Here is a 22768-nt window from a genome sequence, read left to right as displayed (position 1 = left end):
GTTTTGCCTGACGCGGACCTATGCAGCTTTCGTGCGGCCCCTTCAATCGCTCAGGCCGCATCGCGGTAGCGGTCGATTTCGGCCAGAGTCACCTGCCAGAGGCGCGGCAGTTCGGCCAGACGGGCGGCGCGGGCGGCGTGATCGCGCCGGAGCACCGCCGCCTCGGCCGCCGCAAGACGTGCCTGAAAGGCGCGCGCGCCGCAGGTCGCGGCGGTGCCCGCCAGCCGGTGCAGCCGCGAGATCAGCGCGTCGTCCGGCAGGGTCCGCTCGCTGGCAAGGTCGCCCATCAGCGCCGCGCCCTCTGCCTCGAAGCTGCGCAGGATTTCCGCGATGCGATCGGCCGAGAGGCTGTGGCCCAGCTGATCAAGATAGTCATGGTCGAGACAGGGCGGCGTGGTTTCTTCTTGCCCGTGCAGCAGCGGCTCTGCGGCGGGCACGCCGGTGGCATTGCGCGCCATCAGGCGGCGCAGGGCGTCACGGCTGAGCGGTTTGGTCTCGACCTCGTTGGCCCCGGCCTCGATCAGCTTTCGGGCGGTATCGGCCCCTGCATGGGCGGTGAGTGCCACGATGCGCGTGTGCGCGCTGAGGCCCGCACCCGCGCGTATCGCCTGCGTTGCCGCGATTCCGTCCAGTCGCGGCATGTTCACATCCATCAGGATGAGATCGAAGGCCGCGGCTTGTGCCGCCTGTACCCCCTCGATTCCGTCCGCCGCGAGCGTGACCTTATGCCCGTCACGGGTGAGCATGGTCTCGACCACCAGCCGGTTGGTCGGGTTGTCCTCGACCACCAGGACCTTTGCCTTGTGGGCAGGGGCGGGCGTCGGGATGATCCGGCCCGACGGCGGGGCGGTACGGTCCGTGGGCCGCAGCGGCAGACGCACCCAGAACAGGCTGCCTTCGCCCAGCACGCTTTCCGCCCCGACGCTGCCGCCCATCAGCGTCGCCAGTTGCCGCGCGATCCCAAGCCCGAGCCCGGTGCCTTCGGGCTGTTCCATGTCGCGCGGCTCGACGCGTACGAAATCGTCGAATACATTCGGCAGGTCTGCTTCGGGGATGCCGACGCCGGTGTCAGACACCTGAAATTCGACCATTTCGGACGCAGGAGAGCGCGACACCTCGATCGTGATATCGCCGTTGCGTGTGAACTTGATCGCGTTCGAGACGAGATTGAGCAGCACCTGATGGACACGGTCGCGGTCACCTTCGACCGGGCCCAGCCCGTGGGTGGGTGTGAGCAGGCGCAGCCGGTTGCCGCGCGCGGCGGCGGCGGCGTTCTGGCTTTCGACCAGATCGGCGAGCAGCCGGTCCAGATCGAAGGCGCCGCTCCGCAGCCGCAGCTTGCCCGCCTCGGCCTGCGTCATGTCGAGCGCATCGGTGATCTGGGTCAGCAACAACTGCCCGGACGAGCGCATGATGCGGGCGTAGCGCTCCTGTTCGGCGTCAAGGCCGGTGTCGCTCAATAGATCGAGCGCCCCGAGAATGCCGTTCAGTGGCGTGCGCATCTCATGGCTGATCATACCGAGAAACCGGGCCTTCGCCCGCTCACCCGACAGCGCACGGTCGCGGGATGTGGCAATCTCGGCCTCGGCGGCGCGCCGGGCCGAGATGTCCCGCACGAAGCAGATGCAGACCGCCGTATCGCCCCGCGGCGCGAGATCGGCAGAGAGTTCCACCGCGAAATGCCGACCCGTCAGGCTGTGCCCGGTCAGCCTGTCCGACCGGTATGGCCCATCGCGACAGGCGGCCATCAAACGCTCTGCGTCAAGCCGGAGACCGGGCGCGTCGCCGTCGGGGCCCGAGATCAGCGCGTCAAGGCAAACATCGCTCTCGGCATTGCGGGGCAGGTCGAACATACGCTGCGCACTGGCATTGGTATCGCGCAGGCAACCGTCGGCGTCGATCACCAGCACCGCATCCTGCGAGGTGTTGAGGATCGTGGTCAGCCGGTTCGAGGTGCGGCGGCTTTCCTCGGCGCGTAGGCGATGGCTGCGGTAAAGCCGCCAAAGCATGATCAGCAAGGTAAAGAGCGCCGTCACCATCAGCAGGATCAGGATGGTCAGCGTGATGATCTGCGAGGTCAGCACCGCGCGCTCGGCATCCGAGCGGCGCGCATCGACGGTGATCGCCTGCGTGGCAACGGCGCGGATCGGCGCGGTCATGCGTCCGGCCAAGGCTGCAAGCCGGTCGCTCGCGGGGTGCAGGTCGGCGTCCGGGGCGTCGATGATCGGCACCATCTGCGCCAGCAGCGCCACCATCAGATCGAGATCATCCTCCATCGCGCCATCGCGGATCACCGTGCGATAGACCTCTCCGCGCTGCAGGGTCATGGCCCGGCTGTAAAGCAGGTCGAACTGGCGGCGCACATTCTCCGTCGAGGCGGGGTCGGATTCACTCAGTCGTTCAAGCGACAAGCGAAAGCGCAACTGATCCACTTCGAGTTGCGACATCGTCCATTGCAGATTGTCCTGCTTGGCGCTGCCGTGTTCATCGAGTTTTCCAAGCACCTGCAGGGTCATCAACGCAGCGGCGAGCATGCAGCCCGCCACAAACGCGCTCAGGATCGCGAGGGCCAGGCGATCGCGGGCGGGCATGCTTGCGGCGGTCGTGACACTCATTCGGTTTCATCCCAGGCCGCGCGTGCAGGAGTCAGCGGGCGGTGATTCGGTCCAGCTGCCAGATGCTGCGCGAATATACCGTTTCGGTCCGAAAGGCCGGATCGGAATCATAGTTGTAGACCAGCCAGAAGGGCCCTTTTTCCCGCAGGCTCATTGGCTCGCCGTTGCGCGCATAGGCGATCATCGGGTTGTCCTGCCCGATCTCGGAGACCGGCACGGTAATGGAATAGTCGTTTATCGCCATGAACTCCAGTATTACCGCCTCGATCTTCAGGTGATCCATGAGATCGTGAAGCGACACACCCGAAAAGCGCTGCGGCCCCTCTGTCCAGATCGTTGTCGTGACATACTCGGTGCGCGGCAGGGCCATCAGGTCGGCGCGGCTGAGGATGACGGGGGCGTCAAGTTGCGGATCAGTGATGGTGAGGGTCGGTTCGGTTTGGGCTTGTGTCGCTTCGGGCGGAATCGCGATTATGAGACTGGTAAAGATCGCGGCACACACCGCGCGAAAAGCTGATTTGAACATGGTTGTCTCCGGAAAAAATTTGCGCCAGTCTGATCAATTATGCCGGTTTGGCCATCCCCCTATGCCGATGGAGAGGCCGCACAACCCATGGTCGTGTCGCGCGATTGCGAAACCCGGGGTTCTGAAAGACGCGATGCCAAAATATGATCCAATGATTGTCATCGATGTTCGTGCGGCATAAAGAATGCAAGCGCCGGGGTGGCGACAGATGCCGCGCGCAGTGATTGAATGGAAAAGGACGACATGGTCAGGCTCTTATTGGCGGATGATCACGATCTCGTGCGAGAGACCATCGCCGATTTCCTGCGGGTTCAGGGCGGCTTTGTCACCGAAGTGGCGAATAAATTCGATGCCGCGATTTCGGTGGTCGGAAAGTCGACGCAGTTTGACCTTGTCTTGCTGGATTTCCAGATGCCTGGTATGGACGGCCTGACCGGGCTTGCACGGATGAAGGCGCAGGCGCGCTGTCCGGTGGCGATCCTGTCAGGCACCGCACCGCCTGACGTGGCGCGGCGTGCGCTGCGCGCGGGTGCGGCGGGATTCCTGCCCAAGACACTGGATCCGCACTCGCTGATCGCGGCGGTGCATCACATGCTGGTGGGCGAGATTTACGCGCCGCTCGACTTTCTCGAAGAGGATGCCCCGATAGGTGAGTGCCCGCGCCTGACCCCGCGCGAGCGCGATGTCCTGGTGGGGGTGTCCGAAGGCAAGTCGAACAAGGAAATCGCCCGTGATCTCGACATTCAGGAGGTGACGGTCAAGCTGCATCTCAAGACGCTGTCACGCAAGCTGGGCGCAAAGAACCGCACCCATGCCGCGATGCTGGCGCGTGACATGGGCTATGCCTGAGCGCGCGAGCGGTTAGCCTGCGACCGATGCCGCGTGAATATCGTCGATCGACTTGGCGATGGTCGCGTTGAACTCGGCATCCGATTGCCGTGCCGAGAGACCTTCGGTGAGGGCGCGGCTGAAGCTGGCGATCACGCCCGTGTTCCGGGCGAGGCGCGCATTGGCCTCTTCCCGGCTGTAACCGCCCGAGAGCGCCACGACACGCAGCACGCGCGGGTGGTTGACGAGAGCCTCGTAGAGATTGTCGGTTTCGGGAAGGGTGAGTTTGAGCATCACCTCGTGATCTTCGGGCAGCGCGTCGAGTTGTGCCAGGATCGCGGCGCGCAGGATGTCTTCGGCCTCGGCCTTGTCGTGGATGGAGATCGTGACTTCGGGCTCGATGATCGGCACGAGGTCGTGCCCGAGGATCTGGGTTCCGACCTCGAATTGCTGGGCGACAACGGCATCGATGCCCGCCGGATTGGCCGCGTCGATGACCGAGCGCATCTTGGTGCCGAAAATGCCCGCCTTGGCCCCACGCGCAAGCAAGGCGTCGAGATCGGGCATCGGCTTCATCAGCTTGACGCCGTCGGTGCTGTCGGCCAGTCCCTTGTCGACCTTGAGAAAGGGCACGACGCCGCGCTCTTGCCAGAGGAAATCGGGGGCGGGTTTGCCACCGATCTCACGGTCCATCGTCATCTCGAAAAGGATCGCACCCAGCACTTTGTCGCCAGTAAAGGCCGGGGCCTGTGCGATGCGGGCGCGCATGGCGTGGATCAGGTCGAACATCTCGGCATCGGAGGCGTATTCGCCCTCCTCGACACCGTAGAGGCGCAGCGCCTTGGGGGTGGAGCCGCCCGATTGATCGAGTGCTGCGATAAAGCCCTGTCCTTCGCGGAGTTTCTGTCTTTGCTCGGCCTGCGACATGGCTGGTCCCCCTGAATCACGATACGTTTTGCGCCCTCTTAGGCGAGGGGCGCGCGCCCTGCAATCGTGGTGGCGCTAACAGAGCGTGCACGGGGCGGTTTGGACACCGGGACAGCGATGAAGGGGTGTTTATGGGCTGAAGCGGACATACGCACCACCCGCGCGAAACGCACCGGAGGTGCCGCGCGATCGCCGGGCCGTCCCGCGGCCTGGCGATTTGATACGGCGCTCAACGTGTCGAAGTTACGATGACTTGGCTGGCATAAAAGTGCGAGCAACAACCGTTGCAGCGCCAGTCCCCGGCCCTGCGATCACGCGGCACCTTCTACGGGTCAGCAATGTCCCCTCAAGGCCAACAGCCCCTTACCCCTCACCCTTGAGCGCCGCGACGCCCGGCAGGTCCTTGCCTTCCATCCATTCGAGGAAGGCGCCGCCGGCTGTGGAGATATAGGTGAAGTCCTCCGCCGCACCCGCCTTGTTCAGCGCTGCGACCGTATCTCCGCCGCCCGCGACCGAAATGAGCGCGCCATCGCGGCTGCGCGCGGCGGCGTGTTTCGCGGCAGCATTGGTTGCCGTATCAAAGGGCGCGATCTCGAACGCCCCGAGAGGCCCATTCCAGATCAGCGTTTTGGCCGCGTCAATCGCAGCAATGATGCGCGCCACGGCTTGCGGTCCGGCATCGAGGATCATCGCATCCGCCGGGCAGGCATGCGCGCCCGTCACTTCATGCGCCGCGCCTTCGGCAAATTCGCGCGCCACGACCACATCGGCGGGCAACAGGATCTCACAGCCAGCCGCACCCGCCTTGAGCATGATCTCGCGGGCGGTCGTGGCCATTTCGTGTTCGCACAGCGACTTGCCCACATCGAGCCCCATGGCGGCGAGGAACGTATTGGCCATGCCGCCGCCGATCACGAGACAATCGACCCTTTCCACGAGATTGCCGAGTAGATCGAGCTTGGTCGAGACCTTGGCCCCGCCGACCACGGCCATCACTGGGCGGGCGGGATTTCCGAGCGCCGCCTCGAGCGCCTGCAATTCGGCCTGCATCAGGCGGCCCGCGCAGGCGGGCAGCAGATGGGCGAGCGCCGTGGTCGAAGCATGCGCGCGGTGCGCCGCCGAGAACGCGTCGTTGCAATAGACATCGCCAAGCGCGGCCAGACGCTGCGCCAACTCAGGATCGTTGCCCTCTTCGCCCGGATGAAAGCGGATGTTTTCCAACAGCTGCACATCGGCGGCGCGCGCTTCCTCGGTGAGGTTCTCGGCGCCCTCAAGCGTCTCGATCAGCCGCACCTTGCGTCCCAAGGCCTGTTCCAGCGCGGGAACAGTGACGCGCAGCGACATGTCGGGCACCACCTTGCCCTTGGGTCGTCCGAAATGGGCGATCAGCATCGGTTTGCCGTCCTTATCGAGGATATCGATGATCGTCGGCTTGATCCGCTCGATCCGTGTGGCATCGGTCACCACGCCCTTGTCCACCGGCACGTTTATATCGACACGCACCAGCACGCGCTTGCCCGCAAGGTCCATGTCGTCGAGGGTTTTCCAGCTCATGGCGCGGCGGCCTCCGTGTTGTTCCCGTGTCGCGCCCCTATTGGCGCGGCAGGGTCAAGAGGTCAACCTGCGTGCTTGGCAAGGGCGCGCGTTCGTCTTAGATATCGGGTAGATTTCAATGAAGGAGCGCCCGATGGCCGAGATCAAGGACCCCGAGAACACCATTTTGATAGAGCTCAAGGACGGCACCGTCACGATCGAGCTTTTGCCCGATATCGCACCGGGCCATTGCGAACGGATGAAGGAACTGGCGCGCGCCGGGCAGTATGACAACGTGGCCTTTCACCGGGTGATCGACGGTTTCATGGCGCAGACCGGCGACGTGCAGCACGCCAATATGGAAAAGGACTATAACCCGCGCGGGGCCGGGACCGGCGGCAGCGACCTGCCCGATCTCAAGGCCGAGTTCTCCAAGATTCCGCATGATCGCGGCACGTTGGGCGCGGCGCGCAGCCAGAATCCGAATTCGGCCAACAGCCAGTTTTTCATCAATTTCAAGGACAACCATTTCCTCAACGGGCAATACACCGTCTATGGCCGGGTGATTTCCGGCATGGAGCATGTCGATGCGATCGCCGAGGGCGAGCCGCCTGCGAACCCCGACCGGATGATCAGCGTCAAGGTGGCTGCCGATGCATAAATTAGCCTTTGTCTTTTCCCTGCTGGCCAGTCCTGCGCTCGCGACCGGCCTTCAGATCGAAGTCGCTGGCGAGGCCGACGGCAGTGTCACCATCGACCTCTTCGAGGATATCGCCCCGAACCACGTCGAGCAGATCACCGCATTGGCCGAAGAGGGCGCCTATGACGGCGTCGTCTTTCACCGGGTGATCCAAGGTTTCATGGCGCAGACCGGTGACGTGCAGTTCGGCAAGCTCGACGGTGGCGACATGAGCCGCGCGGGCATGGGCGGCAGTGACCGCCCCGATGTGGCCGCCGAGTTCTCTGACGAGCGGTTCCTGCGCGGGGTCGTGGGCATGGCACGCAGCCAGAACCCGGATTCGGCCAACAGCCAGTTTTTCATCATGTTCGACGCGGGCGAATTCCTGAACGGGCAATATACTGTCGTCGGCAAGGTCACTGACGGGATGGACGTGGTCGATGCGATCAAGCGCGGGCGCGGGTCGAACGGGGCCGTTGTCGGCCAACCGGACGTGATGGAAAAGGTCACGGTGACCGAGTAACGCGCATGGCCGGGACCGGATACGAGCCGCTCGATACCCTCAAGCCCTGGGGGGAGGGGATATGGCTGATCGACGGCCCGGCCATCCGCAGCTATGGTTTTTCGTTCTCCACGCGCGCCACCGTGGTGAGGCTTAGGAATAGAAACCTCTGGGTGCATTCGCCGACGCGGTTGACCGAAGGACTGCGTGCAGAGTTGGATGGACTCGGAGAGGTACGCCACCTCGTGGCCCCGAACCCGTTCCATTTTGCCCATATCGCCGAGTGGCAGGCCGCCTGGCCCAAGGCAAAAAGCTGGGCCGCGCCGGGGGTGGTGGAGCGGGCGGCGAAGAATGGGCTGAGCCTCAGCTTTGACCGCGAGTTGCGGGCCGAGGAGGCCGAGGGACCATGGGCAGGCCAACTTGACCAACGCATCGTGCAAGGGAGCACGCGGTTTCACGAGGCGGTGTTCTTTCACCACGCCAGCCGCAGCCTGATCCTGACCGATCTGATCACCGCCATCGAGACCGCCAAGCTGCCCGCGCATCTTCGCCCGCTCGCCTGGATCAAGGGCATCGACGACAGCGACGGTAAGACGCCGCCCGGCATCCGCTGGATGTTCCGCGACAAGCGCGCCATGGCCGACAGTGTCGAGGAGATGATCGGCTGGGCCCCCGAGCGCATCATCCTCGCGCATGGGCGGTGTTATGATCGCAATGGCGTGGCGGAACTGGAGCGCGCCTTTCGCCGCCTGCTCCGCGACCGCATGTGGGATCGCGAGTTGACCCGCGCCAAGAAGAAACAGGCGGGCAAAGGCTGACATCCCCTCACAATCGCGTGGGGGTGGCTGGCTCGAATCCCGGGTAAGCGGCATGATTGCGGTATCGCTCACCGCTGCCCGAGGTGCCCCGCATGACCCGCTTTCTTGCATTTGTGACATCGCTTCTGCTGATCGCCGGTCTGGCCACTGCAAACCCGAGCCAGTGGCGACATGAATGGCCGGAGACGAATTTCCAGAAGACCAGTGTAGACAACTGGTCCGAGATCATGTCGGGCGGGCCGCCCAAGGACGGTATCCCGGCGATTGATGACCCGAAATTCCTGCGCGCTGGCGACAAGCGGGGCATCGCGGGCAATGAGCCTGTGATCACCGTCGAGATCGACGGCCAGACCCCGCGCGCCTATCCGATCCGCTACCTGACATGGCACGAGATCGTCAACGACCAGATCGGCGGTATTCCGGTGGCGGTGACCTTCTGTCCCTTGTGCAATTCCGGCATCACCTTTGACCGGCGGGTGCAGGGCAAGGTGCTGAGTTTTGGCGTCTCGGGCAAGCTGCGCCATTCCGACATGGTGATGTATGACCGCGAAACCCAGAGCTGGTGGCAGCAGGCCATCGGCGAGGGGATCGTGGGGCAGATGACCGGGGCGGAGTTGCGGCAATTGCCAAGCTGGATGGAAAGCTGGGATCAGTTCCGCGCCCGCCATCCGCAAGGTTTGGTAATGGCGGAGCCCGATTTCAACCGCTCTTACGGGCGCAATCCCTATCAGGGCTATGACAGTTCCGCGCGGCCGTTCCTCTATAACGGAGAGGCCCCACCGCACGGCATTCCGCCGCTGGAACGCGTGGTGCGGGTGGGCGACCGGGCGTGGCCGCTGACCCGCATCCGCAATGAAGGTGGTGTGCGCGAGGCGGGCGTTGCGATTTCATGGCAAAAGGGTCAGGCCTCGGCGCTCGATCACGGCACCATCGCCAAGGGGCGCGACGTGGGCACGGTGCGGGTGCGCGACGGGCAGGGGCGCGACGTGCCGCATGACGTGATGTTCGCCTTCGCCTTTCACGCCTTCTGGCCGAATGGCACCTGGATGGTGCGGTAACTGCTAGGCTGTCAACGCAGCGAGATCGTCACGCAGGGCGGCATACATCTCTTGCGCGTGGCGGACACGCCCGTTTTTCATCTGCCGGTTCTCGACGCGGATCAGCGCCTCTATGCCCAGAAAGAAGGGCAGGGTACGGGTGCGCTCCATCTCGGTCAGGGCAAAGGTATCGACGAAAGCCTCGATGCCCTGCGCGTCCACCCCGAGATAACGCTGGCCCGAAGGCAGCATGCCGCGCCGTCCCATATGGGCAAGAAATCGGGCGATATCCTTGGTCACCGGCATGCGCGACGACGCCCCGAGATCGATGCCGGTCAGGCGCTCACCGTCAAGGACGAGGTTGTTGGGGTGGAAATCGCCGTGACAGATGGCGATTCGCCATTCCGCCCCGTCAAGCATCGCTGCCAGCCGCTGCAACTGCATGAGAATGTCTGCCTCGATCCCGCGCAGCCGGGCAAAGGGCTGGGCCGCCGCCGCGCGTTCGGCCCGCGCCAGCCAGCCCGCCGGGTTGGTCGCGCGCCACGCCTCTGTCACATCCGTGTAGCGGCGCAACCACGCCGCGGCACGCGGCATCAGGGCGGCGCGGCTCTCGGCGGGTGCCGACCAAAGATGCTCCAGCAGCGGCGTGCCCGGCACCCGCTCGACCACCATGATGCCGACCTCGGGCAGATACGCGAGCGGCTCTGCCACCCGGTAGCGCACGCCCTGCATATGCGGCCAGATGCGGCTGGCCTCGCGCCATTCGCGCGCCTGCCACTCGATCTCGGTGGGCTCGACCATGCGAAAGATCGCGGGGCGCTCTTGCCAGAGCCCCGCCAGCACCGCGCGCTTGCCGGGCACGATGCGCAGCACCTCTTCGATGCAGGCCTCCTCCAGCGCCGGTTCGGTCGCGCGCGCCTCGGCCAGCCGCGCCTGCACGGCCATCAGCGCCTCGGGGTCGGGCACATGAGAGGCAGTGGGATAGGCAGGCTGTGACATGTCGCCCAATCTTTCCCAGCCCCCTATCGGCGTCAACCGAATTGCACCCGCCGCATGGCCCGTCTAAGGTGATGCTGGCAAATTCAGCAACAGGATCTCCCATGCCCGATACCCCCGTCAGCGAGATGAGCTTTGAACAGGCAATGAAAGAGCTTGAGCAGGTGGTCGGGCGGCTGGAGCGCGGCGATGTGGCGCTTGACGAGTCGATCACGCTCTATGAGCGGGGGGCGGAGTTGAAGAAGCGCTGCGAGGCCAAGCTCAAGGAGGCCGAGGAAAAGGTCGCCGCGATCACCCTCGACAGCGACGGCCAGCCGACCGGCACGCGCCCCGTTTCGGACGATTGAGGCATATGAAGCGCAGGCTCGCCGCCGATGCTGGTGCCATTCAGGCGCAGCTTGATCTCGTGCTCGGGTTGTTCCCGCCCGGTCCGGTGACCGAGGGCATGGGCTATGCCACGCGCGGCGGAAAACGCATTCGCGGGTTTCTGGTGATGGAGAGCGCGCGGCTGCACGGGGTGGATGCGGCGGCGGCGCTCTGGCCCGCTTGCGCCATCGAGGCGCTGCACGCCTATAGCCTCGTGCATGACGACCTGCCCGCGATGGATGACGATGATCTGCGCCGGGGTCAGCCCACGGTGCATGTCCGTTGGGACGAGGCCACGGCTGTTCTGGTGGGCGACGCGCTGCAATCGCTGGCGTTTGAGCTGGTGAGCGATCCGCAGACGGGTCTCGGGGCGGATGTGCGCGCCGAGCTGACCCACACGCTCGCGCGGGCCGCTGGTGGGCAGGGGATGGTGCTGGGGCAGGCCCGCGATATTGCCGCAGAAAGCGCCGAGACCCCGCTTACCCTCGATGAGATCATCACCTTGCAGGAGGGCAAGACCGGCGCGCTGATCGAATGGTCGGCCACGGCAGGCGCGCGCATGGGCCGCGCCGATCCGGCGCCGCTCTTGGCCTATGCCCGGGCGCTCGGGCTGGCCTTTCAAATCCAGGATGACGTGATCGACGTGACCGGCGATGCGGCTCAGGTCGGCAAGGCCGTGGGCAAGGATGCCGCGGCGGGCAAGGCCACTTTCGTGTCCCTTCTGGGGCTGGAGGGGGCGAAAACCCGCGCCGCGACCCTTGTTGAGATCGCCTGTGACGCGCTATCTGTATACGAGGCGCGTGCCGACGGCTTGCGGGAGCTTGCCCGCTTCGTTATCTCGCGCCAGAGCTGAACACTTCCCCCAAGGAGGGGCCCTATGCCAGACCGCCCGACCACCCCGCTCCTTGATCAGGCGCAAAGCCCGGCCGATCTCAAGCGGTTCAGCGACGGGCAGCTTGAGACCCTCGCACATGAACTGCGCGCCGAGACCATTGCGGCGGTATCTGAGACCGGCGGGCATTTGGGCGCGGGATTGGGCGTGGTGGAACTCACGGTGGCGCTGCATCACGTGTTTGACGCGCCGCGTGACAAGATCATCTGGGACGTGTCGCATCAAAGCTATCCGCACAAGATCCTGACCGGGCGGCGCGACCGTATGCGCAGCATCCGGCAAAAGGATGGGCTGTCGGGCTTCACCAAGCGCTCTGAATCGCCCTATGACCCGTTCGGAGCCGCGCATAGCTCCACCTCGATCAGTGCCGCGCTCGGTTTTGCCGTGGCGCGTGATCTGGGCGGGGCCTGTCCGACCGGGCATGGCGACGCCATCGCAATTATTGGCGACGGCGCAATGTCGGCGGGCATGGCGTTTGAGGCGATGAACAACGCGGGCCATCTGGGCAAGCGGCTGATCGTCATCCTGAATGACAACGAAATGTCCATCGCGCCGCCTGTGGGTGCGCTCTCGTCCTATCTCTCGCGGCTTTACGCGGGCGAGCCGTTTCAGGAATTCAAGGCCGCGGCCAAAGGGGCGATTTCCCTCCTGCCGCCACCCTTTCAGGAAGGTGCGCGACGCGCGAAGGACATGCTCAAGGGCATGACCGTTGGCGGCACGCTGTTTGAAGAGTTGGGGTTTTCCTATGTCGGGCCGATCGACGGGCACGACATGGAGCAGCTCTTGCCGGTGCTGCGCACGGTCAAGGCGCGGGCCACGGGGCCGATCCTCATTCACGCGCTGACCAAGAAGGGCAAGGGCTATGCACCCGCCGAGCGCGCCCGCGATGGCGGCCACGCGACGGCCAAGTTCGATCTGGTGACCGGCGAGCAGAAAAAGGCCCCCTCGAACGCGCCGAGCTATACCAAGGTGTTCGCCAATGCGCTGCTTGATCAGGCCGCAAGGGACGACAAGATCTGCGCGATCACGGCAGCGATGCCGGATGGCACCGGGCTCGATCTGTTTTCCGAACGCTACCCGTCGCGCTGTTTTGATGTGGGCATTGCGGAACAGCACGCGGTGACGTTTTCCGCCGGTCTCGCGGCGGGCGGGATGAAGCCGTTTTGCGCGCTTTATTCGACCTTCCTGCAACGCGGTTACGATCAGGTGGTGCATGATGTGGCCATTCAGCGCCTGCCGGTGCGCTTTGCCATTGATCGCGCAGGGCTGGTGGGGGCCGATGGGGCGACCCATGCGGGCGCGTTCGATGTCGCCTTCCTTGCCAACTTGCCGGGATTTGTCGTGATGGCCGCTGCCGATGAGGCGGAGCTTGTGCATATGGTGGCCACGGCGGCGGCACATGACGACGGGCCGATTGCCTTCCGCTACCCGCGCGGCGAGGGGTCGGGTGTGACCATGCCGGAACGCGGCGAGCCTCTGGAGATCGGTAAGGGGCGGATCATCCAGGAGGGGAGCCGGGTTGCGATCCTGTCTTATGGCGCGCGGCTCAAGGAGGTGATGGAGGCCAGTGAGGCATTGCGCGCGCGCGGGATCACGCCGACCGTGGCGGATGCCCGCTTTGCTAAGCCTCTGGACGAGGCGCTGATCCTCGATCTGGTCGAGAACCACGAGGCGATGATCACCATCGAGGAAGGCGCTATCGGTGGATTTGCAAGCCATGTCAGCCACTTTCTGAGCGAAGCTAAAGTGTTTGATGACGGGTTCAAGTTCCGTTCCATGGTGCTGCCGGATATCTTCATAGACCAGGCAAGCCCGGCGGATATGTATGGCACGGCGCGGCTCAACGCGTCGGATATCGAGGCGCGGGTGCTCGATCTGCTCGATATCGCGCAGGTGAGTGGCAAACGCGCCTGACGTGCTTATCTTGAGACGGGAAAGGAGATTTCCATGACCCGTTTCACCGCTTTCATCTTCGCTATTGGTGTCGCCGCAGCCCCCGCCCATGCGCTCGACTCAAGCGCCGGGCCGCTCAATGTGACAAAGGTGGTCGATGGCCTTGATGCGCCCTGGGCGTTGGAGTTTCTGCCGGATGGCGGGATGCTCATTACCGAGCGCGACGGGCGGCTTTTGCATATCGCAGACGGGCAAAGCCGCGCGATCAACGGCCTGCCGGACATCGCAGCGCGCGGGCAGGGCGGCTTGCTCGACCTGTTGATCCCGCGCGATTTCGCGCAGAGCCGCGAGGTCTATTTCACCTATTCCAAGCCGCAATCCGGCGGGGAGGGCACCGCCATCGCCCGGGCGCGGCTTGACCCGGGTGCGGATCGGCTGAGTGACCTCTCGGTGATTTTCGAGATGGAGCCTGGCTCGTCCGGCGGGCGGCATTTCGGCTCGCGTCTGGTCGAAGGGCGCGACGGCTATCTTTACGCCACCATAGGCGAGCGCGGCGACCGCCCCTCGGCGCAGGATCTGGGGCGCGAGAACGGCTCCGTGATCCGCATCGCGCGCGACGGGTCGGTGCCCGCCGGCAACCCTTTCGTGGACACGCCCGGCGCACAGCCGGAAATCTGGTCCTACGGGCACCGCAATTCGCAAGGTGCGGCGCTAGACGGGTCGGGCACTCTCTGGGTTGTCGAGCATGGCGCACGCGGTGGCGACGAGGTGAACCGCGTCGAGAAGGGCGCAAACTATGGCTGGCCGGTGATTTCCTACGGGCGGCATTATTCGGGCGCGAAGATCGGCGAGGGCACGGCCAAGCAGGGCATGAAGCAGCCCGCGCATTACTGGGATCCCTCGATCGCGCCCTCGGGCATGATGATCTATCAGGGCGACATGTTTCCCGACTGGCGCGGCGATATCTTCGTGGGGTCGCTCAAGTTCGACATGATCTCGCGGCTCAAGGGCACACCGCTGGCAGAGGTGGAGAGACTGGACTCTGCCGAGACATCGCGCGTGCGCGATATCGTCGAGGCCCCTGATGGTGCGATCTGGTTCCTGAGTGTCGGACAAGGCGCGGCCTATCGGATCACGCGCTGAGGTAGGCCGAAATCTTGAAAAGATTTCGGGACGCTTTCTTTTCAAGAAAGCGGCGCGTTGTTCGAGATCAGACCGACAGACGCGAGGTATGCGCCCCGCGTTCGCGGTAGGGCGTGGTGTTGTAATGCGCGCGGTAGCATTTCGAGAAATGCGAGGGCGAAGCAAAGCCGCAGGCAAGCGCCACGTTGATCACCGTCATGTCGGTCTGCATCAACAGGTTACGCGCCTTTTGCAACCGCAGTTCCATGTAATATCGCTTGGGGCTCCGGCTGAGGTAGCGGCGGAACAGGCGTTCCAGCTGTCGGGTCGACATGCCGACCTCGCGCGCCAGGATCGAGGGGCTGATCGGGTCCTCGATATTGGCCTCCATCATCTGGATGACCTGGCTCAGCTTGGGGTGGCGCACGCCTATCCGGGTCGGCACGCTCAGGCGCTGCGTGTCCTGATCGGTGCGGATCGAGGAATAAATCTGCTGATCGGCCACCGCATTGGCCAGCTTCTCGCCGTGATCGTCCGCGATGATGTTGAGCATCAGGTCGATCGAGGAGGTGCCGCCCGCCGTGGTAAACCGGTTGCCATCAATCACGAAAACCGACTTGGTCAGTTGCACTTCGTCGAATTCCTCGAGGAAGGCGTCGTGGTTTTCCCAGTGGATCGTCGCGCGCTTGCCATCAAGCAGACCGGCCTTGGCCAAGACATAGGATGCGGTGCAAAGCCCGCCCATGCGCAGGCCCCGGCGCGCCTCGCGGCGCAGCCAGTTCAGCATTTTCTTGGTGGCCGCCTTCTGGATATCGACCCCGCCGCAGACGATCACCACATCCTCGCGGCCGAGTTCCGCAAGCGGGGAGTCCACGTGGAAGCGAACGCCGTTGGAACAGGTGATGATGTCGTCGGTATCTCCGGTCAGCGCCCAGCTGTAAAGTTCCGCCTCGGCCATTCGGTTGGCGATACGCAGGCATTCCACCGCCGAGGCAAAGCTCAGCAGGGTGAAATTGTCGAGCAGCACGAAGATAAAGCGCTTGGGCGCTTTCGGCGCATCGACATCGATTTTCGCGGTCTCAGGTTTCATAGCTCTTCCGAATCCCCGGACAGTCCGGCCATCATTCGCCTGTGTCACGAAACCGTCGCGATTGACAAGACATGAGGTGGCGATTGCAGGCGATTCCTGCAACTCCTGTATGGCCTCTTGGGCGTGGCTTTAGTATAGACCGGGCCTGACATTCGATAAAGCGGAGACTGAAACATGACGGATTGGCAGAAATCGGGCTGGCGCGCGAAGCCGCGGGTGCAGATGCCGGACTATACCGATGCCGCCGCCCTCGCGGCGGTCGAGGCCCGTCTGACACAGTATCCGCCGCTGGTCTTTGCTGGCGAGGCGCGGCGTTTGAAATCGCAGCTTGGCGCGGCCTCGCGCGGCGAGGCGTTCCTGTTGCAGGGCGGCGATTGCGCCGAGGCGTTCGACCAGTTTTCGGCTGATGCCATTCGCGACACGTTCAAGGTGATGTTGCAGATGGCGATGGTGCTGACCTACGGGGCCAAGGTGCCGGTGGTGAAGGTTGGCCGCATGGCCGGGCAATTTGCCAAGCCGCGCAGCGCGCCGACAGAGACGGTCGAAGGGCTGGAACTGCCCAGCTACCGGGGTGACATCATCAACGAACTGGCCTTCACCCCCGAGGCCCGTATCCCGAACCCCGAAAAGATGTTGCAGGCCTACACTCAGGCGGCGGCGACGCTGAACCTGCTGCGCGCCTTTTCCAAGGGCGGCTATGCCGACATGCATCAGGTGCATCAGTGGACACTCGGGTTCACCGAGAGCGAGAAGGCCGCGAAATATCGTGAAATGGCCAATCATATCGCCGATGCGCTCGACTTCATGACGGCGGCGGGGATCGACAGCGCGCAGGCGCATACCCTGCAGACGGTGGATTTCTATACCTCGCATGAGAGCCTCCTGCTGGAATACGAAGAGGCGCTGACGCGGCTTGATTCCACATCCGGCAAATGGCTGGCCGGTTCCGGCCACATGCTGTGGATCGGCGACCGCACCCGCCAGCCCGACGGCGCGCATGTCGAATTTCTGCGCGGCGTGCAGAACCCCATCGGCCTCAAATGCGGCCCGACGATGACCTCCGACGATCTCAAGCGGCTGCTGGCGACGCTCAATCCGTGCAACGAGGCCGGGCGTCTGACGCTGATCGCGCGGTTCGGGGCGGGCAAGGTCGCGGATAATCTGCCGCGCCTCATTCGCACGGTCGAGGAAGAAGGCGCGAAGGTGCTCTGGGTCTGCGATCCGATGCATGGCAACACGATCAAATCGGCCACCGGCTACAAGACCCGGCCGTTCGAGGCGGTGTTGCGCGAGGTGCAGGAGTTCTTCGGCATTCACCGCGCCGAGGGCACGATCCCGGGCGGGGTTCATTTCGAGATGACCGGGCAGGACGTCACCGAATGCACCGGCGGTATGCGGGCCCTGTCGGACGAAAACCTCAGCGACCGCTATCACACCGCCTGCGATCCGCGCCTCAACGCCTCACAATCGCTGGAGCTTGCGTTCCTCGTGGCCGAGGAACTCAAGGTATTGCGCGACGACCGCAAGCAGGCGCAGGCGGTCTGACTGATCGCGCCACCCGCGATCGCAGCGCCAAGCCGTTTGCAAACGGCTTGACCCGCACTTTTCAAAGCGCGGTAGAAGGCCCTTGCAAGGGCCTTCCCGTTTAGGTCACCAGTTGGAGATATGCGCGGCCGCGTTTTTTGCTGCGGCCGCGATCCGTGCCGCTGAGCCCGCCGGGAAGGACCTGAAAGCTGCCCGCATCCTCGATCCCGGCGAGCGAGGTTGCTCGGCAGCTCATGATCTCGAACCGGCGCGGTGCGCGGCCCGAGGCTCCCCGCGTCACGAGGCAGACGAGCGTGCGGGATACATCGCCGAGATCGCTGCGCAGGGGCAGCATCAACAGCGTGGCGCGCATCTCCGGACGACCGAGGGTGCCGGGGCTGCGCAACTCCATCCGCAAGGTGGCGGAACCTTCGAAAAGACCGACCAGGTGCAGCGCGAACGCGTCGCGCGCCGGCGGTGCGATGAGGCACGACAACGGCATGCCGCGCACCTCCATGCCCATGATCTCGCTCAGGTGCATCCCCGCCACCCGCAGCCGGGTGACACCCGGCGCGATGCGTTCGGCGATGAAGGCGTTGGACAAGAGCGGCTCGATCCGGCGCGGGTCGATATCGGCGCGTTTGGGCACATCCTGCCCGCGCCGGGCCTCGTTCCAATAGGCGTGCAATGCCCGCAGATGTGCCTCTACGCGCGGCTCCTGCCCGGCGGTCTCCATCGGTCTTGCATCATCAAGCATGGCATCATCCTCTTGTCGTGTCTTGTGGCCTGTGCCGCATCCTAAGCTATCCGGCGACAGCCTTCATGCGCCGCGTTAAGCCGCCTCTGCGGCTGCGTGCGGTGCGTTGAGATTGGCACAAATTGTCTCGCAAGTGTCTAAAATTTGCGGGGATTGGTTAACCTCTCGTGGCCTCGCCGTGCAGAGCGGCTCAGCCGCAGAGCGGCTTGCCAGCCCGGCGCGGGCGCTCTAGGAGGGGATCATTCACTGCTCCTGCCCAGAGGCCCGATGCCCATGATCCACTCGATGACCGCCTTCGCCACCCGCCAGGGACGCCATGCGGATCACGCCTGGGCCTGGGAACTGCGCGGCGTCAACGGCAAGGGGCTCGACCTGCGCCTGCGGGTGCCGGACTGGATCGAAGGGCTGGAGGCGGGGCTGCGCACGCGGCTGACATCGGCGCTTGGCCGGGGCAATGTCACCGTCAGCCTGCGGGTTCAGGGCGGGGTCGAGGCGGCCACGGTCGGGCTTGATTCTGCGGCGCTCGATGCGGTTCTAGCGGCCATGGCCGAGGTCGAGGCGCGCGCCATGGCGCAGGGCCTCACGCTGGCGCCCGCGAATGCCGCCGATGTTCTGGCGCTGCGCGGGGTGCTGGAGACTGCGCCGCCCGATCCCGATACGGCCGCTCTCGGGCAGGCGATCCTCGCGGATTTCGAGCCGGTGCTGGAAAGCTTTGTCGCCATGCGGGCCGATGAGGGGACCGCGCTTGGCAGCGTGCTGGCGGGCCATCTGGACGAGATCGCGCGGCTGACCGAGGCTGCCGCCGATCTTCTCGCCACCCGGCAGGAGGATATCGCCCGCCAGCATCGCGCAGCGCTCGCGCGGGTGAGCGAGGCTGCGCCAGAAACCGACCCGGCGCGCATCGCGCAGGAACTGTCGATGCTGGCCGTGAAGCTCGACGTGACCGAGGAGATCGACCGCCTGCGCGCCCATGTGGGCGCGGCGCGCACGCTTCTGGCCGAAGGCGGGCCAATTGGGCGCAAGCTTGATTTCCTGGCGCAGGAATTCAACCGTGAGGCCAATACGCTGTGCTCCAAGGCGCAGCATGCGGGCCTCACCGAGATCGGCCTCGCGCTCAAGACGGCGATCGACCAGATGCGCGAACAGGTGCAGAATGTCGAATGAGAGACGCGCCGCAAAGGGCGGACTGGATATTTTTGGCAAGATGAAGACAGGGGAAGCGACGCGATGACGGACCGGCGCGGGTTGTTGATCATTCTCTCCTCGCCGTCGGGCGCGGGCAAATCCACCTTGTCGCGGCGGTTGCGGGGCTGGGACCCGACGATTTCCTTTTCGGTATCCGCCACCACGCGCACCCCGCGCGAGGGCGAGGTCGACGGGCAGGATTACCATTTCCTGAGCGAGGAGCGGTTCAAGCGCGACGTGGCGGCGGGCGAGATGCTGGAGCATGCGCATGTCTTCGGCAATTTCTACGGCTCGCCCAAGGGGCCGGTCGAGACCGCGATCAATGCCGGGCGTGACGTGCTCTTTGACATCGACTGGCAGGGCGCGCAGCAGATCCGCAACTCGGCGCTTGGCGCGCATACGCTGTCGATCTTCCTGCTGCCGCCCTCGATCCGCGAATTGCACCGACGGCTGGAGACACGGGGACAGGACAGCCCCGACGTAATCGCGCGCCGCATGCAGAAAAGCTGGGACGAGATCAGCCATTGGGATGGCTATGATTTCGTGCTGGTGAATGACGATCTCGACGCGACCGAGGCGCGGCTGCGGACAATCATCGAGGCCACCCGCCTGCGCCGTGGACAGCAACCCTGGCTGACCGACCATGTCCGCCATTTGCAAGCTGAATTCGAGGAGACGCTATGACCATCTACACGCTTGACGGCCACAGCCCGCAGATCGCCGAGGATACCTGGGTCGCCCCCGATGCCAATCTGATCGGCAAGGTCGTTCTGGACGACGGGGCCTCGGTCTGGTTCGGCGTCACGCTGCGCGGGGACAACGAGGTGATCCATATCGGTGCTGGCACGAATGTGCAGGAAAACACCGTGATGCATACCGACATGTGGTATCCGCTGGTGATCGGCGCGGGGTGCACCATCGGCCACAAGGCGATGCTGCATGGCTGCACCGTCGGCGAGAATTCCCTGATCGGGATGGGGGCCACGGTGCTCAATGGAGCAAGGATAGGCCGCGATTGCCTGATCGGGGCCGGGGCGCTCATTACCGAGGGCAAGGAAATCCCCAATGGCAGCCTCGTGATGGGCGCGCCGGGCAAGGTGATCCGCAGCCTCGATGAGGCCGCCATCGAGGGTTTGAAGGCGAGCGCGCTGCATTACCAGCAGAACATGCGACGGTTTCGCGCCGGGCTGAGCGAGGTCTGACGCGCCATGCAGGGTCTGGCCTCGGTTCTGGCGGGCATGCCGCTCGCGGCGCTGCTCATTGGCCCGGACGAGCGCATCGCGTCGGCCAATGACGCGGCCTGCGATATGATGGGGCAGGGCATTGTCGGGCGGCATTTCCTGACCGCCCTGCGCCAGCCTGATGTGCTGGAGGCGATCGAGGCCACGCTGCGCGACCACGCCCGGCGCAAGACCGGCTACCAGATCTCCGAGGCCGGGCGCGACAGCAGTTTCGAGGTGCATGTGGCCTATGTCGAGACCGACAGCACGCGCGGTGTGCTGGTGTCGTTCGAGGACATGACCGAGCGCGAGCAGGCCGCACAGATGCGCCGCGATTTCGTCGCCAATGTCAGCCATGAATTGCGCACGCCGCTCACCGCGCTCATGGGGTTCATCGAGACGCTGCAGGGGCCTGCACGCCGCGACGAGAAGGCGATCGACCGGTTTCTTGGCATCATGCAGACCGAGGCCGCGCGCATGGAGCGGCTGGTGCGCGATCTTCTGTCACTCAGCCGGGTCGAGGGCGAGGAACGCGTGCGCCCGCGCGAGGCGGTGGATCTCTCCGAGGTGATCGGCTCGGTCGTCTACATGCTGCGCCCGCTGGCGCGCGAGAGCGGCACGGAACTGATCTTCGAGGGCGGCGAGGGCATGCAGGCACCCGGCAATGCCGATCAGCTGCAGCAGGTCTTCACCAACCTGATCGAGAACGCGATCAAATATGGCGGGGCGGAGAATCGGATCACCATCACGCTCGACCGGCACCCCAAGGACGCCACCCTGCGCATGCCCGCCGTCGTGGCGCGGGTGCGCGATACCGGGCCGGGCATTGATCCGCTGCATATTCCGCGCCTGACGGAACGGTTTTACCGGGTCGATACCCACCGCTCGCGCGAGATGGGGGGCACCGGTCTGGGGCTGGCGATCGTCAAACATATCGTCAACCGCCACCGGGGGCGGCTGCGAATCTCCTCGACCCCCGGCGAGGGCAGCGAATTCACCGTGATCCTGCCGCGCTGGATCGCCTGAGCCCTTTTTTCCAACGATTTCCGGCAAATCGGCGACTGTCATAAAACGGTTACATAAGTGTAACAAAAGCGTCGCTGAAAGTGCTTAGCACCGCCCCCAAGGTCGCCCTGCCGGGCGGCCCTGTGAAACCGAACTCAGGGAGCAATCCATGTCTCTTCTCAAAACCACCGTTTCCGCCGCTGCTCTGGCCGCTCTGGCCGCAGGCAGCGCTGCCGCTCGCGACAACGTACAGGTCGCCGGCTCGTCGACCGTTCTGCCCTACGCCTCGATCGTTGCCGAACTCTTTGGCGACAACACCGATTTCCCGACACCGGTCGTCGAGTCGGGCGGCTCGTCCTCGGGCCTCAAGCGCTTCTGTGAAGGCGTCGGCGAAAACACCATCGACGTTGCCAACGCCTCGCGCGCAATCCGCGAAAAAGAGATCAAGGCCTGCGCCGAAAACGGCGTGACCGACATCATCGAAGTGCGCATCGGCTATGACGGCATCGTTTTCGCCAGCCAGCAGTCCGGCCCCGCCTTCACCGAATTCCAGCCGACCGACATCTTCAACGCCATTGGCGCGCAGGTGCTCAAGGACGGCGAGATCGTTGCCAACCCGCACAACAGCTGGGCCGAGTTCAACAGCGATCTGCCCGACGCTGAAATCGCCATGTTCATCCCCGGCACCAAGCACGGCACCCGCGAAGTCTTCGAAGAGAAGGTTCTGCTGGTCGGCTGTGAAGAAACCGGCGCGATGAAGGCGATGATGGACGGCGGCATGTCAGAGGACGACGCCGAGGATGCCTGCCTCGACGTGCGCACCGACGGCAAGTCTGTCGACATCGACGGCGACTACACCGAGACGCTGGCACGCATCGACGCGAACACCAACGGCATCGGCGTGTTTGGCCTCGCATTCTACGAGAACAATACCGACAAGCTCAAGGTTGCCACCATGGGCGGCGTTGCTCCCTCGACCGAGACTATCGCTTCGGGTGAATACCCGGTGTCGCGTCCGCTCTACTTCTACGTAAAGAAAGCGCATATCGGCGTGATCCCCGGCCTGAAGGAATACGCACAGTTCTTCGTCGCCGACGAAATCGCAGGCCCCGGCGGCCCGCTGTCGAACTACGGCCTCGTCTCGGACCCCGAACTGGCCGAAGTTCAGTCCGCAGTCGCGAATGAAAAGGTAATGGGCGGCGGCTCCTGATAGCCCCGTCCTGCCATGCTCGGGGGGCGGTTTTGACGCCGCC

At 64.6% G+C, this 22768-nt stretch carries 22 protein-coding genes; 15 read left to right on the top strand and 7 right to left on the bottom strand.

Annotated elements, in window-relative coordinates; translation table 11 throughout:
- Nucleotides 1-50: 50 nt before the first annotated feature.
- Together BMX04_RS03045 and BMX04_RS03040 are read right to left on the bottom strand one after the other, a co-directional pair.
- Nucleotides 51-2615: a hybrid sensor histidine kinase/response regulator gene (locus tag BMX04_RS03045; protein WP_074784937.1), complete on the bottom strand. Its 2565-nt coding sequence runs from the start codon at nucleotides 2613-2615 to the stop codon at nucleotides 51-53.
- A 31-nt stretch (nucleotides 2616-2646) separates the two neighbouring features.
- Nucleotides 2647-3141, bottom strand: coding sequence for a putative pterin-binding protein (locus tag BMX04_RS03040; protein WP_074784936.1), 495 nt, complete (start codon nucleotides 3139-3141; stop codon nucleotides 2647-2649).
- A 243-nt stretch (nucleotides 3142-3384) separates the two neighbouring features.
- On the opposite strand from BMX04_RS03040, the gene BMX04_RS03035 reads away from it, so the two are divergent.
- Nucleotides 3385-3990, top strand: coding sequence for a response regulator transcription factor (locus BMX04_RS03035; protein WP_074784982.1), 606 nt, complete (start codon nucleotides 3385-3387; stop codon nucleotides 3988-3990).
- 12 nt (nucleotides 3991-4002) lie between these two features.
- Here the strand turns inward: BMX04_RS03035 and BMX04_RS03030 are convergent, their stop codons facing one another.
- Together BMX04_RS03030 and BMX04_RS03025 are read right to left on the bottom strand one after the other, a co-directional pair.
- A complete protein-coding gene (locus tag BMX04_RS03030; RefSeq protein ID WP_074784935.1) occupies nucleotides 4003-4896 on the bottom strand; it encodes a fructose bisphosphate aldolase in 894 nt (297 codons plus the stop codon).
- A gap of 363 nt (nucleotides 4897-5259) precedes the next feature.
- Nucleotides 5260-6450: a phosphoglycerate kinase gene (locus tag BMX04_RS03025; RefSeq protein ID WP_074784934.1), complete on the bottom strand. Its 1191-nt coding sequence runs from the start codon at nucleotides 6448-6450 to the stop codon at nucleotides 5260-5262.
- 133 nt (nucleotides 6451-6583) lie between these two features.
- Here BMX04_RS03025 and BMX04_RS03020 point away from each other — a divergent pair, with 133 nt between their 5' ends.
- The 4 genes from BMX04_RS03020 (at nucleotide 6584) to BMX04_RS03005 (ending at nucleotide 9486) form a co-directional block, all read left to right on the top strand.
- Nucleotides 6584-7090, top strand: coding sequence for a peptidylprolyl isomerase (locus BMX04_RS03020; protein WP_074784933.1), 507 nt, complete (start codon nucleotides 6584-6586; stop codon nucleotides 7088-7090).
- Nucleotides 7083-7631: a peptidylprolyl isomerase gene (locus BMX04_RS03015; protein ID WP_074784932.1), complete on the top strand. Its 549-nt coding sequence runs from the start codon at nucleotides 7083-7085 to the stop codon at nucleotides 7629-7631. Before BMX04_RS03020 ends, BMX04_RS03015 begins: the two co-directional genes overlap by 8 nt.
- A gap of 5 nt (nucleotides 7632-7636) precedes the next feature.
- Nucleotides 7637-8428: a DUF4336 domain-containing protein gene (locus tag BMX04_RS03010; protein WP_074784931.1), complete on the top strand. Its 792-nt coding sequence runs from the start codon at nucleotides 7637-7639 to the stop codon at nucleotides 8426-8428.
- Nucleotides 8429-8520: 92 nt separating this feature from the next.
- A complete protein-coding gene (locus BMX04_RS03005) occupies nucleotides 8521-9486 on the top strand; it encodes a DUF3179 domain-containing protein (protein WP_074784981.1) in 966 nt (321 codons plus the stop codon).
- Nucleotides 9487-9489: 3 nt separating this feature from the next.
- On the opposite strand, the gene BMX04_RS03000 is transcribed toward BMX04_RS03005, so the two are convergent.
- Complete coding sequence (locus BMX04_RS03000) at nucleotides 9490-10464, bottom strand: phosphotransferase (protein WP_074784930.1); 975 nt, start codon at nucleotides 10462-10464, stop codon at nucleotides 9490-9492.
- A 101-nt stretch (nucleotides 10465-10565) separates the two neighbouring features.
- Between BMX04_RS03000 and BMX04_RS02995 the strand changes: the two genes are divergently transcribed.
- The 4 genes from BMX04_RS02995 to BMX04_RS02980 are packed head-to-tail and all read left to right on the top strand — an operon-like array spanning nucleotide 10566 to nucleotide 14755.
- Nucleotides 10566-10808 (top strand): exodeoxyribonuclease VII small subunit, encoded by a 243-nt coding sequence (locus BMX04_RS02995; RefSeq protein WP_074784929.1) that lies wholly within the window; start codon nucleotides 10566-10568, stop codon nucleotides 10806-10808.
- A gap of 5 nt (nucleotides 10809-10813) precedes the next feature.
- On the top strand, nucleotides 10814-11680 hold the full coding sequence (locus BMX04_RS02990) for a polyprenyl synthetase family protein (protein ID WP_074784928.1): 867 nt from the start codon (nucleotides 10814-10816) through the stop codon (nucleotides 11678-11680).
- 24 nt (nucleotides 11681-11704) lie between these two features.
- Nucleotides 11705-13633, top strand: coding sequence for a 1-deoxy-D-xylulose-5-phosphate synthase (gene dxs / locus BMX04_RS02985; RefSeq protein WP_074784927.1), 1929 nt, complete (start codon nucleotides 11705-11707; stop codon nucleotides 13631-13633).
- A 33-nt stretch (nucleotides 13634-13666) separates the two neighbouring features.
- Entirely contained in the window at nucleotides 13667-14755 is a 1089-nt protein-coding gene (locus BMX04_RS02980; protein WP_074784926.1) for a PQQ-dependent sugar dehydrogenase, read from the top strand.
- A gap of 67 nt (nucleotides 14756-14822) precedes the next feature.
- On the opposite strand, the gene BMX04_RS02975 is transcribed toward BMX04_RS02980, so the two are convergent.
- On the bottom strand, nucleotides 14823-15824 hold the full coding sequence (locus BMX04_RS02975; RefSeq protein WP_050661603.1) for a GlxA family transcriptional regulator: 1002 nt from the start codon (nucleotides 15822-15824) through the stop codon (nucleotides 14823-14825).
- A 174-nt stretch (nucleotides 15825-15998) separates the two neighbouring features.
- On the opposite strand from BMX04_RS02975, the gene BMX04_RS02970 reads away from it, so the two are divergent.
- Nucleotides 15999-17369 (top strand): class II 3-deoxy-7-phosphoheptulonate synthase, encoded by a 1371-nt coding sequence (locus tag BMX04_RS02970; protein WP_074784925.1) that lies wholly within the window; start codon nucleotides 15999-16001, stop codon nucleotides 17367-17369.
- A gap of 100 nt (nucleotides 17370-17469) precedes the next feature.
- Here BMX04_RS02970 and BMX04_RS02965 read toward each other — a convergent pair whose 3' ends face one another.
- Nucleotides 17470-18105, bottom strand: coding sequence for a PAS domain-containing protein (locus BMX04_RS02965; RefSeq protein WP_074784924.1), 636 nt, complete (start codon nucleotides 18103-18105; stop codon nucleotides 17470-17472).
- A gap of 273 nt (nucleotides 18106-18378) precedes the next feature.
- Between BMX04_RS02965 and BMX04_RS02960 the strand changes: the two genes are divergently transcribed.
- From BMX04_RS02960 to BMX04_RS02940, 5 genes are all read left to right on the top strand, one after another.
- Nucleotides 18379-19269, top strand: coding sequence for a YicC/YloC family endoribonuclease (locus BMX04_RS02960; protein ID WP_074784923.1), 891 nt, complete (start codon nucleotides 18379-18381; stop codon nucleotides 19267-19269).
- A gap of 63 nt (nucleotides 19270-19332) precedes the next feature.
- Entirely contained in the window at nucleotides 19333-19974 is a 642-nt protein-coding gene (gene gmk, locus BMX04_RS02955) for a guanylate kinase (RefSeq protein WP_074784922.1), read from the top strand.
- Complete coding sequence (locus BMX04_RS02950; protein ID WP_074784921.1) at nucleotides 19971-20492, top strand: gamma carbonic anhydrase family protein; 522 nt, start codon at nucleotides 19971-19973, stop codon at nucleotides 20490-20492. Before gmk ends, BMX04_RS02950 begins: the two co-directional genes overlap by 4 nt.
- A gap of 6 nt (nucleotides 20493-20498) precedes the next feature.
- On the top strand, nucleotides 20499-21536 hold the full coding sequence (locus BMX04_RS02945; RefSeq protein WP_074784920.1) for an ATP-binding protein: 1038 nt from the start codon (nucleotides 20499-20501) through the stop codon (nucleotides 21534-21536).
- Nucleotides 21537-21684: 148 nt separating this feature from the next.
- Nucleotides 21685-22725, top strand: a complete 1041-nt coding sequence (locus BMX04_RS02940; RefSeq protein WP_074784919.1) for a substrate-binding domain-containing protein — start codon at nucleotides 21685-21687, stop codon at nucleotides 22723-22725.
- The last annotated feature ends 43 nt before the right edge of the window (nucleotides 22726-22768 follow it).

Origin of the sequence: Roseovarius tolerans (assembly GCF_900109855.1) — a bacterium.
Classification (GTDB): domain Bacteria; phylum Pseudomonadota; class Alphaproteobacteria; order Rhodobacterales; family Rhodobacteraceae; genus Roseovarius; species Roseovarius tolerans.
The sequence above is the reverse complement of the archived record's forward strand: the minus strand, read 5'-3'. Positions and strand labels throughout refer to the sequence as shown.